19 protein-coding genes and 1 pseudogene are annotated in these 20,746 nt (G+C 72.8%); 6 read left to right on the top strand and 14 right to left on the bottom strand.

The genetic code is table 11. The annotated features are described in order from the left end of the window. The first annotated feature begins 69 nt into the window (after window positions 1-69). Entirely contained in the window at window positions 70-1,155 is a 1,086-nt protein-coding gene (locus tag ACIA5D_RS06110; RefSeq protein WP_396028755.1) for a cellulose binding domain-containing protein, read from the top strand. An 18-nt stretch (window positions 1,156-1,173) separates the two neighbouring features. On the opposite strand, the gene ACIA5D_RS06105 is transcribed toward ACIA5D_RS06110, so the two are convergent. The 5 genes from ACIA5D_RS06105 to hsaA form a co-directional block, all read right to left on the bottom strand. Continuing rightward, window positions 1,174-3,303: an Hsp70 family protein gene (locus ACIA5D_RS06105; RefSeq protein ID WP_396028754.1), complete on the bottom strand. Its 2,130-nt coding sequence runs from the start codon at window positions 3,301-3,303 to the stop codon at window positions 1,174-1,176. Window positions 3,304-3,552: 249 nt separating this feature from the next. Next, window positions 3,553-4,104 (bottom strand): 3-hydroxy-9,10-secoandrosta-1,3,5(10)-triene-9,17-dione monooxygenase reductase subunit, encoded by a 552-nt coding sequence (gene hsaB / locus ACIA5D_RS06100; protein WP_396029484.1) that lies wholly within the window; start codon window positions 4,102-4,104, stop codon window positions 3,553-3,555. A gap of 16 nt (window positions 4,105-4,120) precedes the next feature. Next, window positions 4,121-5,026 carry an iron-dependent extradiol dioxygenase HsaC gene (gene hsaC / locus ACIA5D_RS06095; protein ID WP_396028753.1) on the bottom strand — a complete coding sequence of 302 codons (906 nt, stop codon included), beginning with the start codon at window positions 5,024-5,026 and terminating at the stop codon, window positions 4,121-4,123. Beyond that, window positions 5,023-5,835, bottom strand: a complete 813-nt coding sequence (hsaD, locus tag ACIA5D_RS06090) for a 4,5:9,10-diseco-3-hydroxy-5,9,17-trioxoandrosta-1(10),2-diene-4-oate hydrolase (protein ID WP_396028752.1) — start codon at window positions 5,833-5,835, stop codon at window positions 5,023-5,025. Before hsaD ends, hsaC begins: the two co-directional genes overlap by 4 nt. A gap of 7 nt (window positions 5,836-5,842) precedes the next feature. Beyond that, window positions 5,843-7,015 (bottom strand): 3-hydroxy-9,10-secoandrosta-1,3,5(10)-triene-9,17-dione monooxygenase oxygenase subunit, encoded by a 1,173-nt coding sequence (gene hsaA / locus ACIA5D_RS06085; RefSeq protein ID WP_396028751.1) that lies wholly within the window; start codon window positions 7,013-7,015, stop codon window positions 5,843-5,845. 110 nt (window positions 7,016-7,125) lie between these two features. Here hsaA and ACIA5D_RS06080 point away from each other — a divergent pair, with 110 nt between their 5' ends. The 3 genes from ACIA5D_RS06080 to ACIA5D_RS06070 are packed head-to-tail and all read left to right on the top strand — an operon-like array spanning window position 7,126 to window position 9,460. Beyond that, entirely contained in the window at window positions 7,126-8,247 is a 1,122-nt protein-coding gene (locus tag ACIA5D_RS06080) for a Rieske 2Fe-2S domain-containing protein (RefSeq protein WP_396028750.1), read from the top strand. After that, window positions 8,244-8,480: a hypothetical protein gene (locus ACIA5D_RS06075; protein WP_396028749.1), complete on the top strand. Its 237-nt coding sequence runs from the start codon at window positions 8,244-8,246 to the stop codon at window positions 8,478-8,480. Before ACIA5D_RS06080 ends, ACIA5D_RS06075 begins: the two co-directional genes overlap by 4 nt. Then, the gene (locus ACIA5D_RS06070) at window positions 8,480-9,460 is read left to right on the top strand and encodes a 2Fe-2S iron-sulfur cluster-binding protein (protein ID WP_396028748.1); all 981 of its coding nucleotides are present in this window, start codon (window positions 8,480-8,482) and stop codon (window positions 9,458-9,460) included. Before ACIA5D_RS06075 ends, ACIA5D_RS06070 begins: the two co-directional genes overlap by 1 nt. Here ACIA5D_RS06070 and dmpG read toward each other — a convergent pair. From dmpG to ACIA5D_RS06050, 4 genes are read right to left on the bottom strand one after another with little or no spacing between them, the layout of a single operon-like run. Then, window positions 9,447-10,454 carry a 4-hydroxy-2-oxovalerate aldolase gene (dmpG, locus tag ACIA5D_RS06065; protein WP_396028747.1) on the bottom strand — a complete coding sequence of 336 codons (1,008 nt, stop codon included), beginning with the start codon at window positions 10,452-10,454 and terminating at the stop codon, window positions 9,447-9,449. The genes ACIA5D_RS06070 and dmpG overlap by 14 nt on opposite strands. After that, window positions 10,451-11,305, bottom strand: a complete 855-nt coding sequence (locus ACIA5D_RS06060; RefSeq protein ID WP_396028746.1) for an acetaldehyde dehydrogenase (acetylating) — start codon at window positions 11,303-11,305, stop codon at window positions 10,451-10,453. The genes dmpG and ACIA5D_RS06060 overlap by 4 nt, the downstream gene beginning before the upstream one ends. Beyond that, window positions 11,302-12,090: a 2-keto-4-pentenoate hydratase gene (locus ACIA5D_RS06055; RefSeq protein WP_396028745.1), complete on the bottom strand. Its 789-nt coding sequence runs from the start codon at window positions 12,088-12,090 to the stop codon at window positions 11,302-11,304. The genes ACIA5D_RS06060 and ACIA5D_RS06055 overlap by 4 nt, the downstream gene beginning before the upstream one ends. Continuing rightward, window positions 12,074-13,627, bottom strand: a complete 1,554-nt coding sequence (locus tag ACIA5D_RS06050) for an FAD-binding protein (protein ID WP_396028744.1) — start codon at window positions 13,625-13,627, stop codon at window positions 12,074-12,076. The genes ACIA5D_RS06055 and ACIA5D_RS06050 overlap by 17 nt, the downstream gene beginning before the upstream one ends. A gap of 50 nt (window positions 13,628-13,677) precedes the next feature. Between ACIA5D_RS06050 and kstD the strand changes: the two genes are divergently transcribed. After that, the gene (kstD, locus tag ACIA5D_RS06045; RefSeq protein ID WP_396028743.1) at window positions 13,678-15,336 is read left to right on the top strand and encodes a 3-oxosteroid 1-dehydrogenase; all 1,659 of its coding nucleotides are present in this window, start codon (window positions 13,678-13,680) and stop codon (window positions 15,334-15,336) included. After that, a complete protein-coding gene (locus tag ACIA5D_RS06040) occupies window positions 15,336-16,154 on the top strand; it encodes a MaoC/PaaZ C-terminal domain-containing protein (RefSeq protein WP_396028742.1) in 819 nt (272 codons plus the stop codon). Before kstD ends, ACIA5D_RS06040 begins: the two co-directional genes overlap by 1 nt. Window positions 16,155-16,174: 20 nt before the next feature. Here the strand turns inward: ACIA5D_RS06040 and ACIA5D_RS06035 are convergent, their stop codons facing one another. The 5 genes and pseudogenes from ACIA5D_RS06035 to ACIA5D_RS06015 all read right to left on the bottom strand — a co-directional run bounded on the left by ACIA5D_RS06035 (window position 16,175) and on the right by ACIA5D_RS06015 (window position 20,652). Continuing rightward, complete coding sequence (locus ACIA5D_RS06035; protein WP_396028741.1) at window positions 16,175-17,305, bottom strand: lipid-transfer protein; 1,131 nt, start codon at window positions 17,303-17,305, stop codon at window positions 16,175-16,177. Beyond that, complete coding sequence (locus tag ACIA5D_RS06030) at window positions 17,302-17,673, bottom strand: acyl dehydratase (RefSeq protein ID WP_396029483.1); 372 nt, start codon at window positions 17,671-17,673, stop codon at window positions 17,302-17,304. Before ACIA5D_RS06030 ends, ACIA5D_RS06035 begins: the two co-directional genes overlap by 4 nt. Next, window positions 17,659-18,555: pseudogene (locus tag ACIA5D_RS06025) on the bottom strand (bifunctional MaoC family dehydratase N-terminal/OB-fold nucleic acid binding domain-containing protein); the annotation flags it as partial. The pseudogene ACIA5D_RS06025 and the gene ACIA5D_RS06030, both read right to left, overlap by 15 nt. After that, window positions 18,552-19,679 (bottom strand): acyl-CoA dehydrogenase family protein, encoded by a 1,128-nt coding sequence (locus ACIA5D_RS06020; RefSeq protein WP_396028740.1) that lies wholly within the window; start codon window positions 19,677-19,679, stop codon window positions 18,552-18,554. The gene ACIA5D_RS06020 and the pseudogene ACIA5D_RS06025, both read right to left, overlap by 4 nt. Beyond that, complete coding sequence (locus tag ACIA5D_RS06015) at window positions 19,660-20,652, bottom strand: acyl-CoA dehydrogenase family protein (RefSeq protein ID WP_396028739.1); 993 nt, start codon at window positions 20,650-20,652, stop codon at window positions 19,660-19,662. The genes ACIA5D_RS06020 and ACIA5D_RS06015 overlap by 20 nt, the downstream gene beginning before the upstream one ends. Window positions 20,653-20,746: the final 94 nt, after the last annotated feature.

Here is a 20,746-nt window from a genome sequence, read left to right as displayed (position 1 = left end):
CCCTTTACGAAAACGTTTTCGGCAGGCATCTTGATTGACGAACGTCGATCTCATGTCCTGGAGGAAACGATGGTTTCTCGACGAACCCGCCGCCTGCTGGCGGTTGCCGCCGCGGCCACCCTGGGCGCTACCGTCGCGGTCACCGCGCAGGGAGCCAGCGCCGCCGCGGCCGGCTGCCAGGTGTCGTACGCGATCAGCTCGCAATGGCAGGGCGGCTTCGGCGCCAGTGTGGCCGTCACCAACCTCGGCGACCCGATCACCGGGTGGACGCTGCGGTGGTCGTTCGGCGCGGGGCAGGCCGTCACCCAGGCGTGGAACGCCACGGTGACCCAGAGCGGCGCCGCGGTGACCGCCGTCAACGCCTCGTACAACGGCGCGCTCGCCACCAACGGCAGCGCCTCGTTCGGCTTCAACGGATCCTGGACCGGCAGCAACCCGGCGCCGTCCGCCTTCACGCTCAACGGCGTCGCCTGCACCGGCTCGGTGACACCGACAACGCCCTCGACAACGCCCCCGACAACGTCGCCCACCACGATCCCGCCCACTTCCCCGCCGACCGGCCCGGCCCTCAAGACCGTCCGGGTCTTCTACCTCAAGCCCACCGACGTCGCGTACGACCAGCGCTACCCGGACGGCATCGCCGCCGTCATGCGCGAGGCCCAGCGCTACTACAAGCAGGAGCTCGGCAAGACCTTCACGCTCAACAACACCGTCGTCGAGGTGGTCAACGGTGAGCACGACCGGAACTGGTACATCACCACCAACTGCAGCGGCAGCGACCACTACTGGTGCGTGGTCGGGAACATGCACCAGGAGCTGATGCGCCGGTTCGGCATCAGCAACCCGGACAGCCGGTGGCTGTGCGTCGGCGAGATCAGCGCGGAGGAGACGAACCAGTCCGGCGGCGGCGCGAGCCCCGGCTGGGTGGTGCTCAGCGGGCACGACGCCGACGGCGCGGCCGGCATCAACGGCGCGATGAATCGCTGGTACGGCGGCATGGTGCACGAGCTCGGCCACGGCTTCGGCCTGCCCGACTCCACCTCCACCGACGGCACGCCGATGTCCGCGTCGTTCTACAGCTACCCGAACACCCACTTCAGCCAGGCGCAGAAGAACGCCATCATGGCCGGCCCGTACGGGAGCTTCCTGTCCTGATCCGCGCCTACCGAGGGATCAGCACGTGATCGCGATCCGCTCGACGCGGGCGTGGAACGGCGTGGGCTTCGCCCCGAACTGGGCCCGGTTGAGCGCGGCCACGCCGACCCGCACGGTTTGCGGCAGGGTCATCGGGACGCCGGCCAGCTCGGCGAAGTCGAGCTTGTCGGCCGGGCGCCAGGAGCCGGTGATTTTTCCGCCCGTCCGGGTCATCCGGAGGACCAGCCGGGTGGCCTCGGTCTTGATCGGATGCTCGCTGGGCAGCGGCCCGTGCACCCACTTGTGCGGGCCGCCGTCCTTGTACTCGAAGCCGACCGTTCCGGTCCCGCCGAAGCCGCGCTCGATCCGCACGTAGCTGTCCGGGCCGTTCCAGAGCAGCAACCCGGCGCCCTGGTAGAAGACGGCCGGGGACGCCTCCACCGTGGCCTCCAGGACGAAGTCGCCGGTGACCGGCCGCAGCAGCATCGGGGCCGTCATGTTGGCCTTGTAGATGTCCGCGCCGTCCGGAGGGTTGAGGCTCGCCGCACCGCCGCTCACGGCGATCGTCTGGCCCTGCCGGTTGCGCTCCCAGGCCGGGTCGACCGTGGCGCCGGTGAACTCCTCGGTGAAGCCGCAGGCCGGGGCGCTGGCGCTGGCGCTGGCAGCGGGTGGCTGCTCTGCGGCCGGGTGGTCGTCGGCGCGCAGCAGTCGCACGGTGATCGGGACGCTGACGGCGATCGCCAGGACGGCCGCGGCCGCGATCAGGATGCGGAGGCGGCGCCGGCCCCGCCCGGACGCGTCGGGCAGCTGCTCGGTGGCCTCGCCCGGGTTGGCCCGGCCGATCGCAAGCGGCTGGGTCGGCGGGTCGGCCGGCTGCGTGGGCGGCTCGGCCGATGGCGTTGAGGGCGGCGCGGAGGCCGGCGGCGCGGAAGCTGGGATCGGCGCGGCCGCCCGGGCGGCGATGGACGCGGCCGACGGAGCCGGCGCGGACGCGGACGGCGCGGACGCGGACGGCGCGGGCGGGGACGGCGCGGGCGGGGACGGCGCGGACGCGGACCGCGCGGGCTGCTCTGGCGCGGTGGATGCGGGCGGCCCAGGTGCCGGCGGCGGCGCGGGGAGGGAGCCGGTCAACCGGGCCGCGCCCAGCGCGATGCTGTGCTCCGGGTCGGGGTCGACCACGACCGGACGTTCGAACGCCTCGCCCACCAGCGCCCCGGCCAGCGGGATCCGCGACGACCCACCGGCCATCAGGACCACCCGAAGCTGCTCCGGGCCCACCTCGGCCGAGCGCAGCGCCCGGCCCAGCGCGCGCACCGTCTCGTGCAGCGCCGGCGCGATCATCGCCTCGAACTCGCGCCGGGTCAGCCGCACCCGGGTGTGCAGGCCGGGCAGCGCCACCGGGATCATCACCTCGGTGTCGAAGGACAGCGCCTCCTTGGCGTCCACGCAGTCCCGCCGCAAGCGGGTGAGGGCCGCCAGCAGCTCGGGATCGTCCCCGGCCAGCCGGTCGGCCGGCAGGAGCCGGGTCACGTGGTCGAAGACCGCCTCGTCGAAGTCGGCCCCGCCCAGCTGCTCGATTCCCTCCGGCGTGCCGAGCAGCTCGAACCCGCCCGGGGTGCGGCGCAGCACGGCCGCGTCGAAGGTGCCGCCGCCCAGGTCGTAGACGGCCACCATGTCGCCGTCGGCCATGTGCTCGCCTGCCGCGTACGAGATCGCCGCTGCCTCTGGCTCGCTGTGCAGAACCACCTGCGGCGCGTCGGCCAGACGCGCCGCCTGCTGCAGTAGATCGCGCTTGTACGGACCCCAGTTCGCGGGGCAGGTGAGCACCACGGAGCCGGGCGGTCCCTGCTCGGCAGCCGTGGCAACCGCCAGAACGTGCTCCAGCTGGCGGGCGAGCAGCACGTGCGCCGGATAGGGCGAACCGCCGATCAGCAGCGGCACCGGATCGCCGACCCGGCGCTTGAACTCGCGGGCCAGCCGGCCCGGTTGCTCCTCGCCGCGGCGCGCGGCCGGCTCGCCGACCAGCACCGGCCCATTCCCGGGCAGGAAGATCACCGACGGGATCTCGGGCCGCCGGCCGCCGAGCCGGAGCACCTCCACGGCGTTGCCGCGCCGCACGGCCGCCGCGGTCCAGGTGGTCCCGAGGTCTACCCCCAGCCCGTACGTCATCTGGGCCTCACCGCGAGCTTCACCGGCCCCCCTCCGATCCGGGCCCCTGTGGGCCACGGCCGCACCGGGCGACCGGCAATCAGCATCGGCCGATGCCCGGGCACCGACAAGCCCACTGACGAGGGCTGCACCAAAGGCTGCACCGGCGCACCTTCTGGCGTGTCCGAAGGATGCTCGTCCGGCACCAGCTGAAGGGGCGGCCGCCACCCCACGAACCGCCCCACCCGGTAGGGCGGGGCCAGTCCAAGACTAGATCCAGTCGGTGTGGCGGGGCCAGGCCAGCAGGGTGTCGACGACCTCGGGTGAGGCGTTCGGCGAGGATGGGGCGGCAGCGTGGTAACGGCCCTTGAAGAACAGCAGCGGGCCGTCGCCGCGGCATTCGCCGAGGGTCAAGACCCGGCCCACCACGATCGCGTGGTCGCCGCCGGGGTGCACGGCTTCGATGCGGCACTCGGCCCAGGTCAGCGCCCCGGATAGGATCGGCACTCCGGCCGGCGAAGGGGTCCAGGAGACGCCGGCGAACTTGTCGTCGCCCCGGATGCCGAAGGCGCGGGACAGCTCGTCGTGACCCTCGGCCAGGACGTTGACGCCGAAGACGCCGGTCCGCCGGATCCGCGCCCACGTCGAAGAGCCGGCCTGCGGGCAGAACAGCACGAGCGGCGGATCCAGGGACAGCGGGGCGAAGGCCTGGCAGGCGAAGCCGGCCGGGCCTTCCTCGTCGGCCGTCGTGACGATGGTGACGCCCGTGCAGAAGTGGCCGAAGACCCGGCGGAACTCCCGGGCTTCGACCGCGGCCGGGATGACGGTCACCCCGGCCTCAGTGCCCGCCGCCGGCGGCGAACCGGTGGCCCCACACGCTGTGCGCCGTGGTCTGCCGGGCCACCCAGGTGTTGTCGTCGACGGTGAGGCCGGCGGTGCCGTACTCGATGTCGAAGCCGCTCGGCGTACGCACGTAGAACGAGATCATGTTGTCGTTGGCGTGCCGGCCCAGGGTGGAGATCATCGGGGCCTTGTTGCGGGCGCAGCGGTCGATGGCGCGGCCCACGTCGTCGATCGTCTCGGTCTCGGTCATCAGGTGGACGAGGCCGCTGGGCGCGGGGATGGGTGCGAGGGCGACGCTGTGGTGGCGGGGGCCGCAGCCGAGGAACCGCATCCACAGCGGCCGGTCGCTGGGCGGCAGGCCGACGGTCTCGGGGATCAGGCGCATCGAGTCGCGCAGGCGGAAGCCGAGCACCTCGGTCCAGAAGCGCAGGCCGGCGGCGTCGTCGAAGGTCGGCAGCACCACGTGGCCCATGCCCTGCTCGCCGGTGACGAACCTCGTCCCGTAAGCGCTGATGGCGGGGCGGGTGTCGAGCGCGGCGCCGCAGAAGAACTCGAGCCGGTTGCCGGCCGGGTCGTCGACGCTGACCATCTGGGCGACCCTGCGGTCGGCGAGCTCGTCGGCGCCGGCGGCCTTGAAAGCGACGCCGGCCTCCTCCAGCACGCCGGTCAGGCGCCCCAGTGAAACGGGGTCGGCCAGTTCCCAGCCGCTGGCGGCGAGGCGGTCGCGGTCGCCGGGCACGACCACGATGCGGGCCGGCAGTTCGTCCATGCGCAGATAGGCGGCCGAGGGGTCGGGGCCACGGCCCTCGGTCATGCCGAGGACCTTGACGCCGAACTCCCGCCACGCGGGCACGTCGGTGGCCTCGACCCGCAGGTAGCCGAGGGATCGGATGAGACTCACGACCTGTCCCCTTCCAGGAAGTCGAACGCGAGGCGGTTGAACTCGTCGAACTTCTCGAGGTGCGCCCAGTGCCCGCAGCCGCCGAAGACATGCAGCCGGCAGCGACGGATCACCTTCAGCGCGACCAGCGCGCCGTCGAGCGGGTTGACCCGGTCTTCCCGGCCCCACACCAGCAGAACCTCGTTGCGCAGCCGGTGCGCGTCCCGCCAGAGCAGGCCGTCCTCGTAGCGCGCCGGGTCGGTGAACGACGCGCCCATCTCGCGCATGGCGCGCAGCGCGGACGGTGTGGAGGCGGCGGCGAGGCGCTCGTCGATCAGCTCGTCGGTGATCAGCGACTTGTCGAAGACGAGCGTACGAAGGAACGCGGCCAGCTTCTCGCGGCTGGGTGCGGCGCCGAACGCGCCGAGCCGCTTGACGCCCTCGGTTGGGTCGGCGGCGAACACGTTGAGGCTCAGCCCGCCCGGGCCCATCAGCAGCAGCTTGCCGGCCCGAGCGGGATGGCGCAGGGCGAACCGGACCGCGGTGCCGCCGCCGAGCGAGTTGCCGACCAGGTCGACCCGATCGAGGCCGAGCTCGTCGAGCAGGGCGGCGAGGGCGTCGGCGGAGTGGGTGAAGTACTGCGAGGTGATGGCGCCGATATCGGACCCGCCGTACCCGGGCTGGTCGACGGCGATGGTGTCGAATCGTTTGGCGAAGACGGGAATCGTCCGCGCGAAGTTGCTCATGGCCGAAGCACCCGGCCCGCCGCCGTGAAGCAGCACGACCGGAGTCGCGCCGACCGGCCCGGCCCGATGGAAATGAAGACTCATGACAGCCTCACACCATCGCGTCGGCGACGGACAGGCCGAACTCGCCGCGCCCGTACATCGACAACGCCCGCTCGGGGTCGTTGATGGCGTGCACCCGGCCCGCGTGCGCGTCGCGCCAGAACCGCTGCATCGGGTGCGAAGTGTAGATCGCCCGGCCGCCCGAGTTCTCGAAGAGCCGATCCACGGCCTGGATCGCCAGCTCGGTGCCGCGCACCTGATCGCGGCGTATCCGCAGGCGCAGCCGCATCGGCAGCTTCTCGCCGGCACGCGCCAGGCCCATCAGCTCGGTCATGTCGGCGGCGAGCGCGTTCCAGGCGGCGTCCACGTCGGCGCCGGCCCGGGCGACCCGCACCTGCGAGTACGGGTCCTCGGCCGCGCGCACCCCGGCGTACGCGGCCCGCACCCGTTCCTGCATGTAGGTCACGTGCGCGTCGTACGCCCCGGTGGCCATGCCGATGATCGGCGTGGTGATCGAGTACGGGAAGATCGAGCCGTACGGGATGCGGTACAGCGGGGCGGTGTTGAGCTCCTGGCCGGGGCAGACGCAGCGGGCCGTGTCGCCGAAGCTGAGCGACCGGTACGCCGGGACGAACGCGCCGGCCACCACGATGTCGTTGCTGCCGGTGCCGCGCAGCCCGATGGTGTGCCAGACGTCCTCGATGGTGTAGTCGGCGGCCGGGATCAGGAAGGTGCGGAAGTCGGCGGGCGCGCCGCCCTCGCCGGGCGGCACGATTCCGCCGAGCAGCACCCAGGTGGCGTGGTCGCAGCCGGAGGAGAAGCTCCACCGCCCGCTCACCCGGTAGCCGCCCTCGACCGCCTGGATCTTGCCGGTCGGCGCGTACGACGAGGACATCAGCGTGCCGGGGTCGTCGCCCCAGACATCCTGCTGGGCCTGGTCGGGGAAGAGCGCCATCTGCCAGTTGTGCACCCCGATCACGGAGGCGACCCAGCCGGTCGAGCCGCACGCCGACGCGATGTCACGCACGCAGCCGAGGAATGTCAGCGGGTCGGCCTCGAACCCGCCGAAGCGGGCGGGCTGGAGCAGCTTGAAGAAGCCGGTCTCGGCCAGCGATTTGACCGTCTCGGCCGAGAGGGCGCGGCGGTCCTCCGTCTCCTGCGCCCTGTCCCGGAGAACAGGTAACAGTTCCCGCACGCCTGACGCTACGGCTGCGACCTCCATGAGATCCCTCCGGCCTGATACACGAATGCTGGCTTGGCTGGCGAACTGAACGGTCCCTATACTAGAACACGTTCTACCTGAGGGGCTACCGCCGAACCTGGGAGCGACACATGAGCGACGGCGCGCAAGCACGCACGATCGACACCGGGGCGCTGCCGACCAGGTTCGCCCGGGGCTGGCACTGCCTGGGGCTGGCCGACTCCTACCGCGACGGCGAGCCGCACGCGATCGAGGCGTTCGGCACCAAGCTGGTGGTCTTCGCGGATTCGTCGGGCGCCCTGCATGTGCTCGACGGGTACTGCCGGCACATGGGCGGCGACCTCACGATGGGCACCATCAAGGGCGACGAGATCGCCTGTCCCTTCCACGACTGGCGGTGGCGCGGCGACGGCCGGTGCGCCGCCGTCCCGTACGCCCATCGCGTTCCTCTGCGCGCCCGCACCCGCTCGTGGCAGACGCTGGAGGAGAACAAACAGCTCTTCGTCTGGAACGATCCGCAGGGTGCGGCGCCGCCGCCCGGCATCACGATCCCGCACATCGAGGGCGCCTTCTCCGACGAGTGGAGCGCCTGGACGTGGGACTCGATCCGGATCGACGGGGCGAACTGCCGCGAGGTCATCGACAACGTCGTGGACATGGCCCACTTCTTCTACATCCACTTCGCGTTCCCGACGTTCTTCAAGAACGTCCTCGAGGGCCACGTGGCCTCGCAGTTCCTCGAGACCCGGCCGCGGCCGGACGTGCCGATCACGGCGCGGCAGTCCGGCGACGCGACGCTGCGCTCGGAGGCGGCCTACTACGGCCCCTCGTACATGATCGATTATCTCTACAACAACTACCGCGGCATCGACGTCGAGTCGGTGCTCATCAACTGCCACTACCCGGTGTCGGCGAACTCGTTCGTGCTGCAGTGGGGCGTCATCGTCAAGCGGCTGCCCGGCCTCACCACCGAGCAGGCCGAGCGGGCGGCGCTCAAGTTCGCCAAGAGCATCGGCATCGGCTTCGAGCAGGACGTGGAGATCTGGAAGCACAAGACCCGGATCGACAACCCGCTGCTGTGCGCCGAGGACGGCCCGGTCTACCAACTGCGCCGCTGGTACGAGCAGTTCTACGTGGACGTCGAGGATGTCACCGAGGACATGGTGGCCCGGTACGAGTTCGAGGTCGACACGACCCGGGCGGTCGAGACGTGGACCGCCGAGGTCGAAGCGAACCTGAAGAAGACGGCATGACGCTGACCGAGCGGCAGGAATATCTGGAGGGCGGATTCGCGGAGCTGTCCTGCCGGCGCTGCTGCGCGCTGGTCCGGGTCCGGAAGTCGAGCCCGCAACAGACCAGCGTGCAATGGACGACCGCCGCGACGAGCATGTGCGCCGCGAAGCTCAACGCACTGGTGCCCACCTGCTCCGACCTGCGCGCCAGCATCGACGACGCGGTGCGCGCGGGCAAGCTGGAGGTGAGCTGATGGTCCACCGGCTGCGCGTCGCCGAGGTCATCGCCGAGACGCCCGACGCGCATTCGCTGGTCCTGAGCGTGCCGCCGGCGCTGGCCGCGGCGTTCGCCTACCGCCCCGGGCAGTATCTGACGGTCATGGTGCCGCACAACGGCGGGAACGTAGCGCGCTGCTACTCGCTCTCCAGCTCCCCGCACACCGACACCGATCTGAAGATCACCGTCAAGCGGGTACGCGACGGGCAGGCGTCCAACTGGATCTGCGACCACATCCGGGCGGGGGGCACGCTCGAGCTGCTCCCGCCCGCCGGGGAGTTCACGCCCGCCTCGCTCGACGACGACCTGTTGCTGCTCGCCGGCGGCAGCGGCATCACGCCGGTGATGGGCATCATCAAATCGGTGCTCGCGCACGGCCGCGGCCGGCTCGAGCTGGTCTACGCGAACCGGGACGAGCAATCGGTCATCTTCGCCGCCGAGCTGGCCGAGCTCCGCGAGCGGCACGGCGACCGCCTGAGGGTGACGCACTGGCTGGACAGTGAGCGCGGCGCCCCCGACGCGACCGCGCTCGCCTCACTGATCCCCGAGAACGACAGCCGTGACACGTACGTGTGCGGCCCTGAGCCTTTCGTCGCGACGGCCCGCGACGCGCTGCGGCGAGCCGGTGTGCCGGAGGGTCGCGTGCACGTCGAGCGCTTCGATGTCGAGCAGGAGAAATCCATGGACGCCACGCTCGAGGTGGAGATCGACGGTCAGACGCGCCGGCTGCCGTGGCCGGCCGGCAGCCGCATGCTCGACGTGATCATCGGGGCCGGGCTCAACCCGCCCTTCTCGTGCCGGCAGGGCCACTGCGGCGCCTGCGCGCTGCGGATGCTGCGCGGCAAGGTCGACCTGGTCAACAACGAGGTGCTCGAGCAGGAAGATTTCGACGAGGGCTACATCCTCGCCTGCCAGGCCCTGGCCCGCAGCGAAGAGGTCTCGGTCACCTATTACTGAGCTGCACGGCGATGTCGATGAGCTGGTCCTCCTGGCCGCCGACCAGTCGCCGTTCGCCCGCTCGCACCAAGATTTCCGCACCGGAGACCTGGTAGCGCTGGGCGAGGGTGAAGGCGTGGCCGAGGAAGCTCGAGTAGACCCCGGCGTATCCCATGATGAGGGCCATCCGGTCGAGCTTGCACTCGTCGGCCATGACCGGCCGCACGACATCCTCCGCGGCGTCCACGATGGCGAAGAAGTCGACGCCGGTCTCGATGCCGAGCTTGTCGCAGACGCCGACGAAGGCCTCCACCGGGGTGTTGCCGGCGCCGGCGCCGAACCGGCGGGTGCTGCCGTCGATCTGCTTGGCGCCGGCCCGCACGGCCAGCACCGAGTTGGCGACGCCGAGCCCGAGGTTCTCGTGGCCGTGGAAGCCGACCTGCGCGTCGTCGCCGAGCTCGGCCACCAGCGCGGCGACCCGGTCGGCGGTCTGGTCGAGCACGAGCGCGCCGGCCGAGTCGACCACGTACACGCACTGGCAGCCGGCGTCGGCCATGATGCGGGCCTGCCGAGCGAGGGCCTCGGGCGGCTGGGAGTGCGCCATCATCAGGAAGCCGACCGTCTCGAGGCCGAGCTTGCGGGCCAGGCCGAAATGCTGCTCGGTGATGTCGGCCTCGGTGCAGTGGCTCGCTATCCGGCAGACCGTCGCGCCGTTGCCGGCCGCCGCGCGGATGTCGTCGAACAGGCCGATCCCCGGCAGCATCAGGAAGGCGATCTTCGCGCGCGTCGCGGTCTTCACGGCGGCGCCGATGAGCTCCTGCTCGGGCGTGCGGCTCAGGCCGTAGGTGAAGGACGAGCCGCCCAGGCCGTCGCCGTGGGTCACCTCGATGACCGGAACCCCGGCCGCGTCGAGGGCCGCGACCACCGAGGTCACCTCGCCGACGGTGAACTGGTGGCGCTTGGCGTGCGAGCCGTCCCGCAACGAGGAATCGGTGATCCGGATGTCGGCGGTCATGAGGCCAGTTCCTCTCCCACGCGCGTCGCGGCCGCGGTCATGATGTCCAGATTTCCCGCGTACGGCGGGAGGAAGTCCCCGGCCCCGGTGATCTCCACGAAGATCGCGACGCGGCCCTCGTCGAACTGCGGCTCGTTGAGCAGCCGGTAGCCGGGCACGTACCGGGCCACCTCGGCGGCCATCTCCCGAATGGATTCGGCGACCGCGGACCTGTCGGCGTCGGGGCCGATCGCGCAGAACACGGTGTCGCGCATGACGAGCGGCGGGTCGGCCGGGTTGAGTACGACGATCGCCTTGCCCCGCCCGGCCCCGCCGACCAGTTCGAGGGCGCGGCCGGTGGTGCGGGTGAACTCGTCGATGTTCGCTCGGGTGCCGGGGCCGGCCGAGCGGGAGGCGACGGTCGCCACGATCTCGGCGTAGCTGACGGGGGTGCGGCGGGAGACCGCATACACCATCGGGATCGTCGCCTGGCCGCCGCAGGTGATGAGGTTGAGGTTGGGGGCGTCGAGGTGCTCATGCAGGTTGACTTCGGGCACGACCAGCGGGCCGACGGCGGCCGGGGTGAGGTCGATGGCGCGGATGCCGGCCTCGGCGTAGCGGGGCGCGGCGGCCCGGTGCACGGCCGCCGAGGTGGCCTCGAAGACGATGTCGGGCAGCGGGTCCTGGGCGAGCAGCCAGTCGACACCCTTGGCGCTCACCGCAAGGCCTTGGGAAGCGGCGCGACGCAGGCCCGGGCTGCCGGGATCGATGCCAACCATCCACTGTGGCTCGATCTGCTCCGAGCGCTGAAGCTTGTACATCAGGTCGGTGCCGATGTTGCCGGATCCGACGATGGCGGCCGTGAGAGTCATGCCGATTCCTTCGCAAACGTCAGCCGGACCTCGCCGAGACCGGTGAAGACCGCCCGGAACTCGTCGCCCGGGTTCGCATCCACGGCCCGGCAGCACGCGCCGGGCAGCACCAGGTGACCCGCGCGCAGCCGTACCCCGAAGCCGGCGACCGTGCGAGCCAGCCAGGCCACCGCGGTGACCGGGTTGCCGAGGACCGCATCCGACCGGCCCTCGACCGCGAGCGAACCGTTGCAGTAGAGGACCGCATCGATGCCGCGCGGATCCACATCGGACGGCAGCACACGGGACGTGCCGACGACGAAGCCGGCCGAGGACGCGTTGTCGGCGATGGTGTCGGCCAGGCTGATCTTCCAGTCCTGGATGCGGCTGTCGATCAGCTCGATCGACGGGGCGAACGCCTCGGTGGCGGCCAGCACGTCGTTCTCGGTGCAGCCCCCGCCGGGCAGGTCGGCGCCGAGCAGGAACGCGACCTCGATCTCGACCCGCGGGTAGCAGTAGCGCCTCGCGTCGGCCGGTCGGCTCTCGGACAGCCGCATGTCGGCCATCAGATGCCCGTAATCCGGCTCGTCGACGCCCATCATCTGCTGCATGGCCTTCGACGAGAGGCCGACCTTGTGGCCGACGACCGCGCCGCCGCGGCGGCGCACATTCCGGAGCTGAATCGCGTACGCGTCGGCGGCGGTCAGATCCGGCCGTTCGGCCACCAGCGGCAGGATCGGCTGCCGGTCGCGCTCGGCGACGAACAGCCGGTCGGCGAGCGCGCGGCAGTCAGCCTCGGTGAGCATGCAGTCCTCCCCTGTCCTGGATGGCGGCGCTGTGGCCCGCCCGGCGTCCCGAGAAGACGCAGTCGGCCAGCGAGAGCCCGCTGACGTAGCTGCGGGAGCAGATGCCGACGGCGGTGCGGCCGGCGGCGTAGAGGCCTTCTATGAAGCGCCCATCCGGCCGCAGCGCCTGCCCGGTCTCCTCGTCGACCCGCAGGCCGCCGAGGGTGAGCATGGGCGCCGGCACGGCGGGCCGGTTGCGCACGGAGACGTCGATCAACGAGTACGGCGGCGTGGTCAGACCCTTCCCGCTCTCCGCGAGCGCGGCGGCCAGCCCGGTGGGGTCCACCCCGGCCCGGCGCGCGACCGCCTCGGGGGTGGACGCGGTCATCCGGCCGGAGGTGAGCAGCCAGCGCGCCTGCCACCGCTGGAACCACAAGGTCTGCGCGCGCACCTGGCGGCGGCACTCGGCCAGCACCTCGGCGTCGAGCAGCAGCCAGGCCCGTCCGCCGGGCGAGCGCAGGATCGCCTCGCCGACGGCCGCGCCGTACCGGGACTCGTCGCAGACGCGCCGGCCGTCCCGGTCGACCAGCAGGCCGCCGAGCATGGCCGAGGGCGGGGACAGGAACCGCCAGATGGTGACCCGGTCGAGGTGGGCGGTGCCGGCCCCGGCCGCGACGCCGAGCCGGATGCCCGAGCCGTCGTCGCCGGGCGTGCCGAGCCGCAGGCCGCCACGGTAGTCGGGGGCGTGTTCGCGCATCATCGACCGGTCGAAGACGAAGCCGCCCGCGGCCAGCACCACGCCGCGCGCGGCCCCGACCCGCAGCGGGCGGCCGTAGCGCCGCTCCAGCCAGGCGACCGGGCGGTGCAGCGCGCGGCCCAGCCCCGGCAGGTAGACGCCGGGTTTGACCGACCACCGGTGCAGCACGCGGTGGCCGAGCCGGGCCCAGGCCGGGGCGGCGCGCAGGGTGCGGCACTCGACTCCGGTCACGCGGCCGCCGGCATCGGTCAGCAACCCTGAAGCGCGGGTCTGGGCGAGCAGCACCACGCCCCGCTTGCGGGTCGCCGCGGCGAGCCGGGCGTACAGCATCCGGCCGGAGGTGCCGCGCGCGAGCACCCGGTGCCCGCGCGGCGCCCGCTGGCCGAACGAGGTCTCGCTTCCGGAGAAGTACAGATAGTGCTCGTTGGTGGGGTACGAGGTCTTGTACGGACAGACCCGCGGGTCGAACGGCACGCCGAGCCCCGCGAGCCAGTCGACCATGCCAGGGCTCTGCTCGCAGAACCGGCGCAGCGTGGCCGGCGAGACCGCGTCGCCCACCTCTTCGCGCAGGTAGTCGAACATTTCCTGCGGGGTGTCGGCGACGCCGGCCGCACGCTGCTGCCGGGTGCCGCCCCCGGCGTACACGACGCCGCCCGAGATCGCGGTGGCGCCACCGCCGCCGAATCGGTCGAGCACGAGCACCCGGGCGCCCGCGTCGGCGGCCTCGATCGCGGCGCACGCGCCGGCCGCGCCCGAGCCGACCACCACGACGTCGGCCGTCTCGTCCCAGGGCTGGGTCACAGAACCTCCGTAGGGGTGCGGCGCAGTGCGGAAAATTATAACCTGTTCTAGTGTCGATGACCGAGGATGAGTTCGACGTTGTCGTGGTCGGCAGCGGCGGGGCGGGCATGGTCGCGGCGCTCGCCGCGGCGCACCACGGGCTGAGCGCCGTCGTGCTGGAAAAGGCCGACGCGTACGGCGGATCCACCGCACGCTCCGGCGGCGGGCTGTGGATGCCGGGCAACCAGGTGCTGGAGCGGGCCGGCGTCGGCGAGGACGCCCGCGCCTACCTCGCGTACGTCGCGGGACCCGACGCGACCCCGGCCCGGCAGAACGCGTTCCTGTCCGCCGCGCCGGAGGTGCTCGCCTTCGTCCGCGCGCGCACCCCGCTCGATTTCGCCTGGGTGCCCGGGTATCCCGACTACTACCCCGAGGCGCCCGGCGGGCAGCCGAGCGGGCGCAGCATCGAGCCGCGCCCGCTGGACGCCCGGCTGATCGGGCCCGATCTGGCGACGCTGGCCGCTCCGTACCGCGCCGCGCCGGACGGCATCGCGGTCACCCAGGTCGACTACCGGTGGCTGTCGCTGGGCGCCCGGCATCCGCGGGCGATCCTCACCGCGGCGCGCCTCGCGGGCCGGGGCCTGACCGCCCGGCTGCTGCGCCGGCGGCGGCTCACCATGGGCCAGGCGCTCGCCGCCGGGCTGCGGGCCGGCCTGCGGAAGGCGTACGTTCCGGTGCTGCTCGGGACGCCGATGACCGGCCTGGTGGAGGAGGACGGCCGGGTCACCGGTGTCCGCGCCGGCGAGCGGTCGTTCCGCGCCCGGCGGGGCGTGCTGCTGGCCAGCGGCGGCTTCGAGCACAACGAGGCGATGCGCCGCAAGTACCAGGACATCGGCACCGAGTGGACGGTGGGCGCGACCGGCAACACCGGCGACGGCATCGAGGCCGGCGCCGCGCTCGGCGCCGCCCTCGACCTCATGGACGAGGCGTGGTGGGGGCCGTCGATCCCGCTCACCGGCGGGCCGTACTTCTGCCTCGCCGAGCGCAACCAGCCCGGCTGCCTGATGGTCGACGCCACCGGCCGGCGCTTCGTCAACGAGGCCGCGCCCTACGTGGACGCGGTGCACGCCATGCTCGGCCCGGACGTGAGCCTCCCGGCCTGGCTGGTGGCCGACCAGACCTACCGCGACCGCTACCTGTTCGCCGGCCGCGGCCCCCGCACGCCGCTCCCGCGCCGCTGGTTCGACGCCGGCGTGGCGCACCGCGCCGGCACGCTGGACGAGCTGGCCGACCGGATCGGCGTGCCTGCCGGCCCACTCGGCGACACCGTACGGCGGTTCAACGAGTTCGCGGCGAACGGCCGCGACGACGACTTCCACCGCGGCGACTCGGCCTACGACCGCTACTACGGCGACCCGCGGCAGCGCCCGAACCCGTGCCTGGGCGCGGTGGCCCGGCCGCCGTTCTATGCGTTCCGGATGGTCCCCGGCGACCTGGGCACCAAGGGCGGGCTGCGCACCGACGAGCGGGCCCGGGTGCTGCGCCCCGACGGCACGGCGATCCCGGGCCTGTACGCGGCGGGCAACACCGGCGCCGCGGTGATGGGCCGCAGCTACGCCGGCGCGGGCGCGACCCTCGGCCCGGCCCTCACCTTCGGCTACCTGGCCGCGCTCGACATGAGCAAAGCACTCGACACGACCGAAGCGCTCGACGTGACCGAGGAGAGCTGATGCCCATCGACCCGGCCGTCGCCGTCGGCGCCGAGCTGCCGGGCCGCGACCTGAGCTGGGACAGCACCGACGTGCTGCGCTACCACCTGGCCGTCGGCGCCGGCGCGGACGAGCTGTCCTACGTGTACGAGGACCAGCTGCGCGGCGTGCTGCCCACGTTCGCCACGGTGGCCACCACCCTGCGCGACACCGACCCGCCGGCGGTGAAGATGCCCGGCATCGACGTCGACCTGGCCCGGGTGGTGCACGGCCGGCAGGAGCTCGAGATGCACCGGCCGATCCCGGTCAGCGGCCGGTGCGCGGCCCGGTCCCGCATCGCCGCCGTCTACGACAAGGGCAGCGCCGCGGTCGTCGTCACCGAGACCACCACCGAGCTGTTCACCAGCCGGATCAGCATCTTCGTCAAGGGCGAGGGCGGCTTCGGCGGCGACCGCGGCCCGTCCACCCGGGCGCCGGCGCCCGGCCGCGAGCCGGACGCCGAGGTCCTCTCCCCCACCGATCCGCGGCAGGCCCTCTGGTACCGGCTGCTGGGCGACCGCAATCCGCTGCACGTCGACCCGGTCTTCGCGGCGCGTGCCGGGTTCCCGCGCCCGATCCTGCACGGCCTCTGCACGTACGCGATGGTGTTGAAGGCGGCCATCGGCGAGGACCCGGATCGAGTGGCCGGCTACCAGGCTCGCTTCGCCGGTGTGGTCTTCCCGGGCGAGACGCTGCGCACCCGGATCTGGCGCGAGGACGGCCGGCTCGTGCTCGTCGCGACGGTCGCCGACCGGGACGACGCCCCGGCCCTGTCGGACGCGGTGGTCACGCTCCGCTGACTCCGGCACGGAACCGGCGGCTACCGATCGCCCGCCAGGATCAGGCCGCTGGTCGGCACCCCGGTGCCGGCGGTGACCAGCACCGGCCCGTCCCCCGACACCTGGTTGGCCGCCGTGCCGCGGACCTGGCGCACCGCCTCGGCGATCCCGTTCATGCCGTGGATGTAGGCCTCGCCGAGCTGGCCGCCGTGCGGATTGATCGGCAGCTGGCCGGCCTCGATCACGTGCCGCGCCTCGCCGCGACCGCAGAAACCCAATTCCTCCAACTGCAGCAACACGTACGGCGTGAAGTGGTCGTAGAGCACGGCGGCGCGTACGTCGGCCGGGGTGAACCCGGACTGCCGCCACAGCTGGCGGGCCACCACGCCCATCTCCGGCAGCGCGGCCACCTCGTCGCGGTAGTAGCTGGTCATCACGAACTGATCGGCGCCGCTGCCCTGCGCCGCCGCGCACACCAGCGCCGGCCGCCGCCGCAGGTCGGCCGCCCGCTCGGCGGAGGTCACCACCAGGGCCACCGCGCCGTCGCTCTCCTGGCAGCAGTCGAGCAGCCGCAGCGGCTCGGCGATCCAGCGGGAGGCACGATGGTCGTCGAGGGTGATCGGGCGGCCGTAGAACCAGGCGGCCGGGTTGGTTGCCGCGTGCCGCCGGGAGGCCACCGCCACCCGGCCGAAGTCGTCGGGGGTGGCGCCGAAGTCGTGCAGATAGCGCCGGGCCACCATCGCCACCATCGCGGCCGGCGTGGCCAGGCCCATCGGGTAGTGCCAGCTCGCGTCGATCCCGGGCGCGGCCGTCGCCTGCCCGAACCGGCGGCCCGAGCGCTCGTTGAGCGCGCGGTAGCAGACCACCGTCTCGGCGATGCCGGCCGCGACCGCGAGCACCGCCTGCTGCACGACCGCGCACGCCGCTCCCCCGCCGTACCCGATGCGGCTGAGGAACGTGAGCTCGCCCGCGCCGATCTCGCGGGCCACCGCGATCTCGGCGTTGTCGTCCATGGTGAAGGTGACCAGGCCGTCCACATCGGACGACTGAAGACCGGCGTCGTCGAGCGCGGCGCGCACCGCCTCGACCGCCAGCCGCAGCTCGCTGCGCCCCGAGTCCTTGGAGAACTCGGTGGCGCCGATGCCCGCGATCGCCGCGGCCCGCGCGATCACGACGCCACCCGCACGATGCCGGAGACGTGCTCGCCCGACGCCGTCCGCCCGGTCACCGCCACCTCGCCGTCGCGCGCCGACCCGGTGAAGGTCAGCGTGTCGTACGGGTAGCAGGGCGCGCCCAGCCGGATCTCGATGCCGCGCAGCACCGCCCCGGGACCGGCCCAGTCGGTGACGTAGCGCTGCACCAGGCCGGTGGTGGTGAGGATGTTGAGGAAGATGTCCTTGCCGCCGCGGCGCACGGCCGCGTCCCGGTCGTGATGGACGTCCTGGAAGTCGCGGGTGGCCAGGGCCGTGCTGATGACGACCGTGGGAGTCACCGCGAGCTCCCAGGGAGGCAGGCCCTTTCCGTAGCGCCAGACCGGCAGACCGTCGGCGAACTCGACCCGCACCTCGGCGCCGATGCGCACCTCCGTCGGGCGCACGCCACGCAGCTCGCCCACCATCCGCACCCCCTCGTCCAGGTCGACCAGCGCGACGACCACCGGCGACCGGCGACCGGGCAGCGGCGGATGGTGGTGCACGACGTAGCTGTGAATACGTCCTCGCCCGGTCGCGACGACGAACTCGGGCTTGAGGGCGCCGCAGCGCGGGCAGGCCGGTCCCGGCGGGTGGCGCAGCGCGCCGCAGTCGCCGCAGCGCTGGATGCGCAGCTCGCCGGCCTCGACGCCGGTCCAGAAGAACGCGGTGTCGGGGCTGACGACCGGCCGGATCGGCTCGGCGCGCGGCGCGGGCGGGGCGGCGCCGGGGCGGTACTTGAGGACCCGGAACCGCATCTCGGCCACCGGCTCGCCGGCCACCTCCCAGGTGCTGTCGGTGGTGACGAACCAGCCCTCGCCGAGCGCAGTTCGCTTCGGGCCGGTGATGCCGGTGAGCCGCGTGCTGACCGCGACCGTCTCGCCCTCGCGCAGGTAGCGGTGGTAGGTCTGGGCGCAGTCGGTGGCTACGACAGACGTGTAGCCGGCCTCGTCCAGCACGTCGGACATGGCCTGAAGTGGGTCGGCTTGAGTGGGCGCTTGCCCACTTGAAGTGGGCACGCGCCCACTCGGGGCCGGGCGCAAGCCCCGCATCGTCCACACCTGCACCATGGCGGGCGGGGCCACGCCGTCCCGCTCGTACACGGGATTGTCGTCGCCGATCGCGGCGAGCCAGTCGCGGATGGCCGGGCGGTTGACCGGATCGCGGGCGAGCCGTGCGGGCGACGGTCCCAGCTCGGTGATTCGCCGCGCGGCGGCCTCGATGTCGATCATCTCGGCACCCGGGGCAGCCCGAGGCCCGCCGACGCGATGATCTCCCGCTGGATCTCGTTGACCCCGCCGCCGAACGTCAGCACGAGGTTGCGCTTGGCCTGCACGTCGAGCCACGTCAGCAGCTCGGCGGTCGCGGGGTCGCCCGGGTCGCCGTGCCGCCAGACGGCCTCCTCGAGCTCCTGGGCGTGCCGCAGCAGCCGTTCCGACGAGAAGACCTTGGTGGCCGAGGCGTCGGCGGCGTTCGGCTCGGCGCCGGTCACCTGCCAGTTGAGCAGCTCGTTGACCCGCCGGCAGGCCTCGGCCCGGGCGAGGGCGCGACGGATGTCGGGCTGGTCCGGCGCCCATTCCCGTACGCGGTCGATGAGCGCGGCGAACCGCCCGGCCGGACCCAGCATGACGCGCTCGTGGTTGAGCTGCGTGGTGAGCAGCCGCCAGCCGCCGTTCTCGTCGCCCACCCGGCGCGACACCGGCACCCGCACGTCGCTGAGATAGACCGAGTTGACGTGGTGGGCGCCGTCGCACGTGATGATCGGCGTCCACGAGTAGCCGGGATCGCGGGTGTCGACGATGAGGATCGACAGGCCCTTGTGCCGGGCCGCGTCCGGATCGGTGCGGCAGGCCAGCCAGAGGTAGTCGGCGTCGTGGGCGCCGGTGGTGAACATCTTCTGACCGTTCACCACGTACTCGTCGCCGTCGCGCACCGCCCGCGTGCGCAGCGCCGCGAGGTCGGTGCCCGCCTCGGGCTCGGTGTAGCCGATCGCGAAGTGCAGCTCCCCGGCCAGGATCGGCGGGAGGAAGAACTCCTGCTGCTCGGGCGAGCCGTGGGCGAGCAGCGTGGGCGCCACGGTCTGCAGGGTCACGGCGGGCAGCGGGACGTCGGCGCGGGCCGCCTCGTTCACGAAGATCTGCTGCTCCACCGGGCCGAGCCCGCCGCCGCCGAACCGGGTGGGGAACCCGAGGCCCAGCCAGCCGTCGCGGCCGAGCCGCCGGATCAGGCCTCGGTAGACCGCGCCGTGCCGCTCCAGCAACAGCGTCTCGCGCTCCTCGCGCGACAAGACCCCGTTCAGGTACGCCCGCAGGCGCGCCCGCAGCGCATGCTGCTCTTCAGTCAGGTCGATGAACACCGTGTGCTCCCAGCCGGTCGAGGCAGCGCTCGGCGCCGCCGAGGTGGCGGACCAGGTCGCGGACCAGGGCGGTGTGCCGGTGCAGCGGGTAGCTGGCGTCGAGGCCGAGCCCGCCGTGCAGGTGATGGCAGGTCCGCAGGGCCGGCAGCGCCTCGCTGCTCAACCAGTAGGCGGCGGTCCACAGGTCTGCTTCGGCCTCGCCGTTCTCGACCTCCCAGCACGCGGCCAGCGACGCCAGGTGCATCGTGCGGGACGCGACGTAGACGTCGGCGATCTGCTGGGCGACCGCCTGGAAGGTGGCCAGCGGACGGCCGAACTGATGCCGGTCGCGCACGTGGCCGGCGGTCATCCGCAGGGCGCCGGCCAGGGCGCCGTCGCCGAGCGCGCACGCACCCGCCACCGCGAACCGATGCGGATCGGCCGTGCCGTCGCCCAGGGACTCGGCCGCCACGTCGTCGAGCAGCACGACGAACTCGTCCGACATCGGGCCTGGCCGCAGCGTCACGCCCGGCGCGGCCGGGTCGACCAGGGCGACACCTCGTGTCGCCGGCACGAGAATGCGGTAGGCCCGGTCGGCGTACGGCACCGCGCTCCACTTTCCGGTGATCCGGCCGTTTCCGGTGCCCGGCTCGCCCAGGGCGCCCGTCAGCACCCGGCCTTCGAGGACGCCCGGAAGCAGGTCGCGCTGCTGTTCGGGGCTGCCCCAGCGGGCCACCGGCAGGACGCCGAGACAGAGCGTGGACCACGCGGGAACCCGGGCGGCGTGCCGGCCGATCTCGGTGAGCAGCAGGCCGGTCGCCATCGCGCCGAGCCCGGCGCCGCCCAGCTCGACGGGCACCGCGAGGCCGAGCAGCCCGGCCTGGCCGAGGGACTTCCACAGGCGCTCCGGCGTGTCGGCGTTGTCGCTCAGCACCTCGCCGGCGAGGCGGACGATCGCCTCCTGGGCGTCGTCGAGCTCGAAGTCCGGACCCATGCCGCCATTAGAACACGTTCCAGTTCGGAGAGAACACCGGTCGCCGCAACAACCTCACAACATCCCGTTGCTAGGCTGGGGAGAGGAATGAGGC

It is taken from the genome of Actinoplanes sp. NPDC051513 (assembly GCF_044454685.1).
Classification (GTDB): Bacteria; Actinomycetota; Actinomycetes; order Mycobacteriales; family Micromonosporaceae; genus Actinoplanes.
This window is presented reverse-complemented; position numbering and strand designations above follow the sequence as displayed.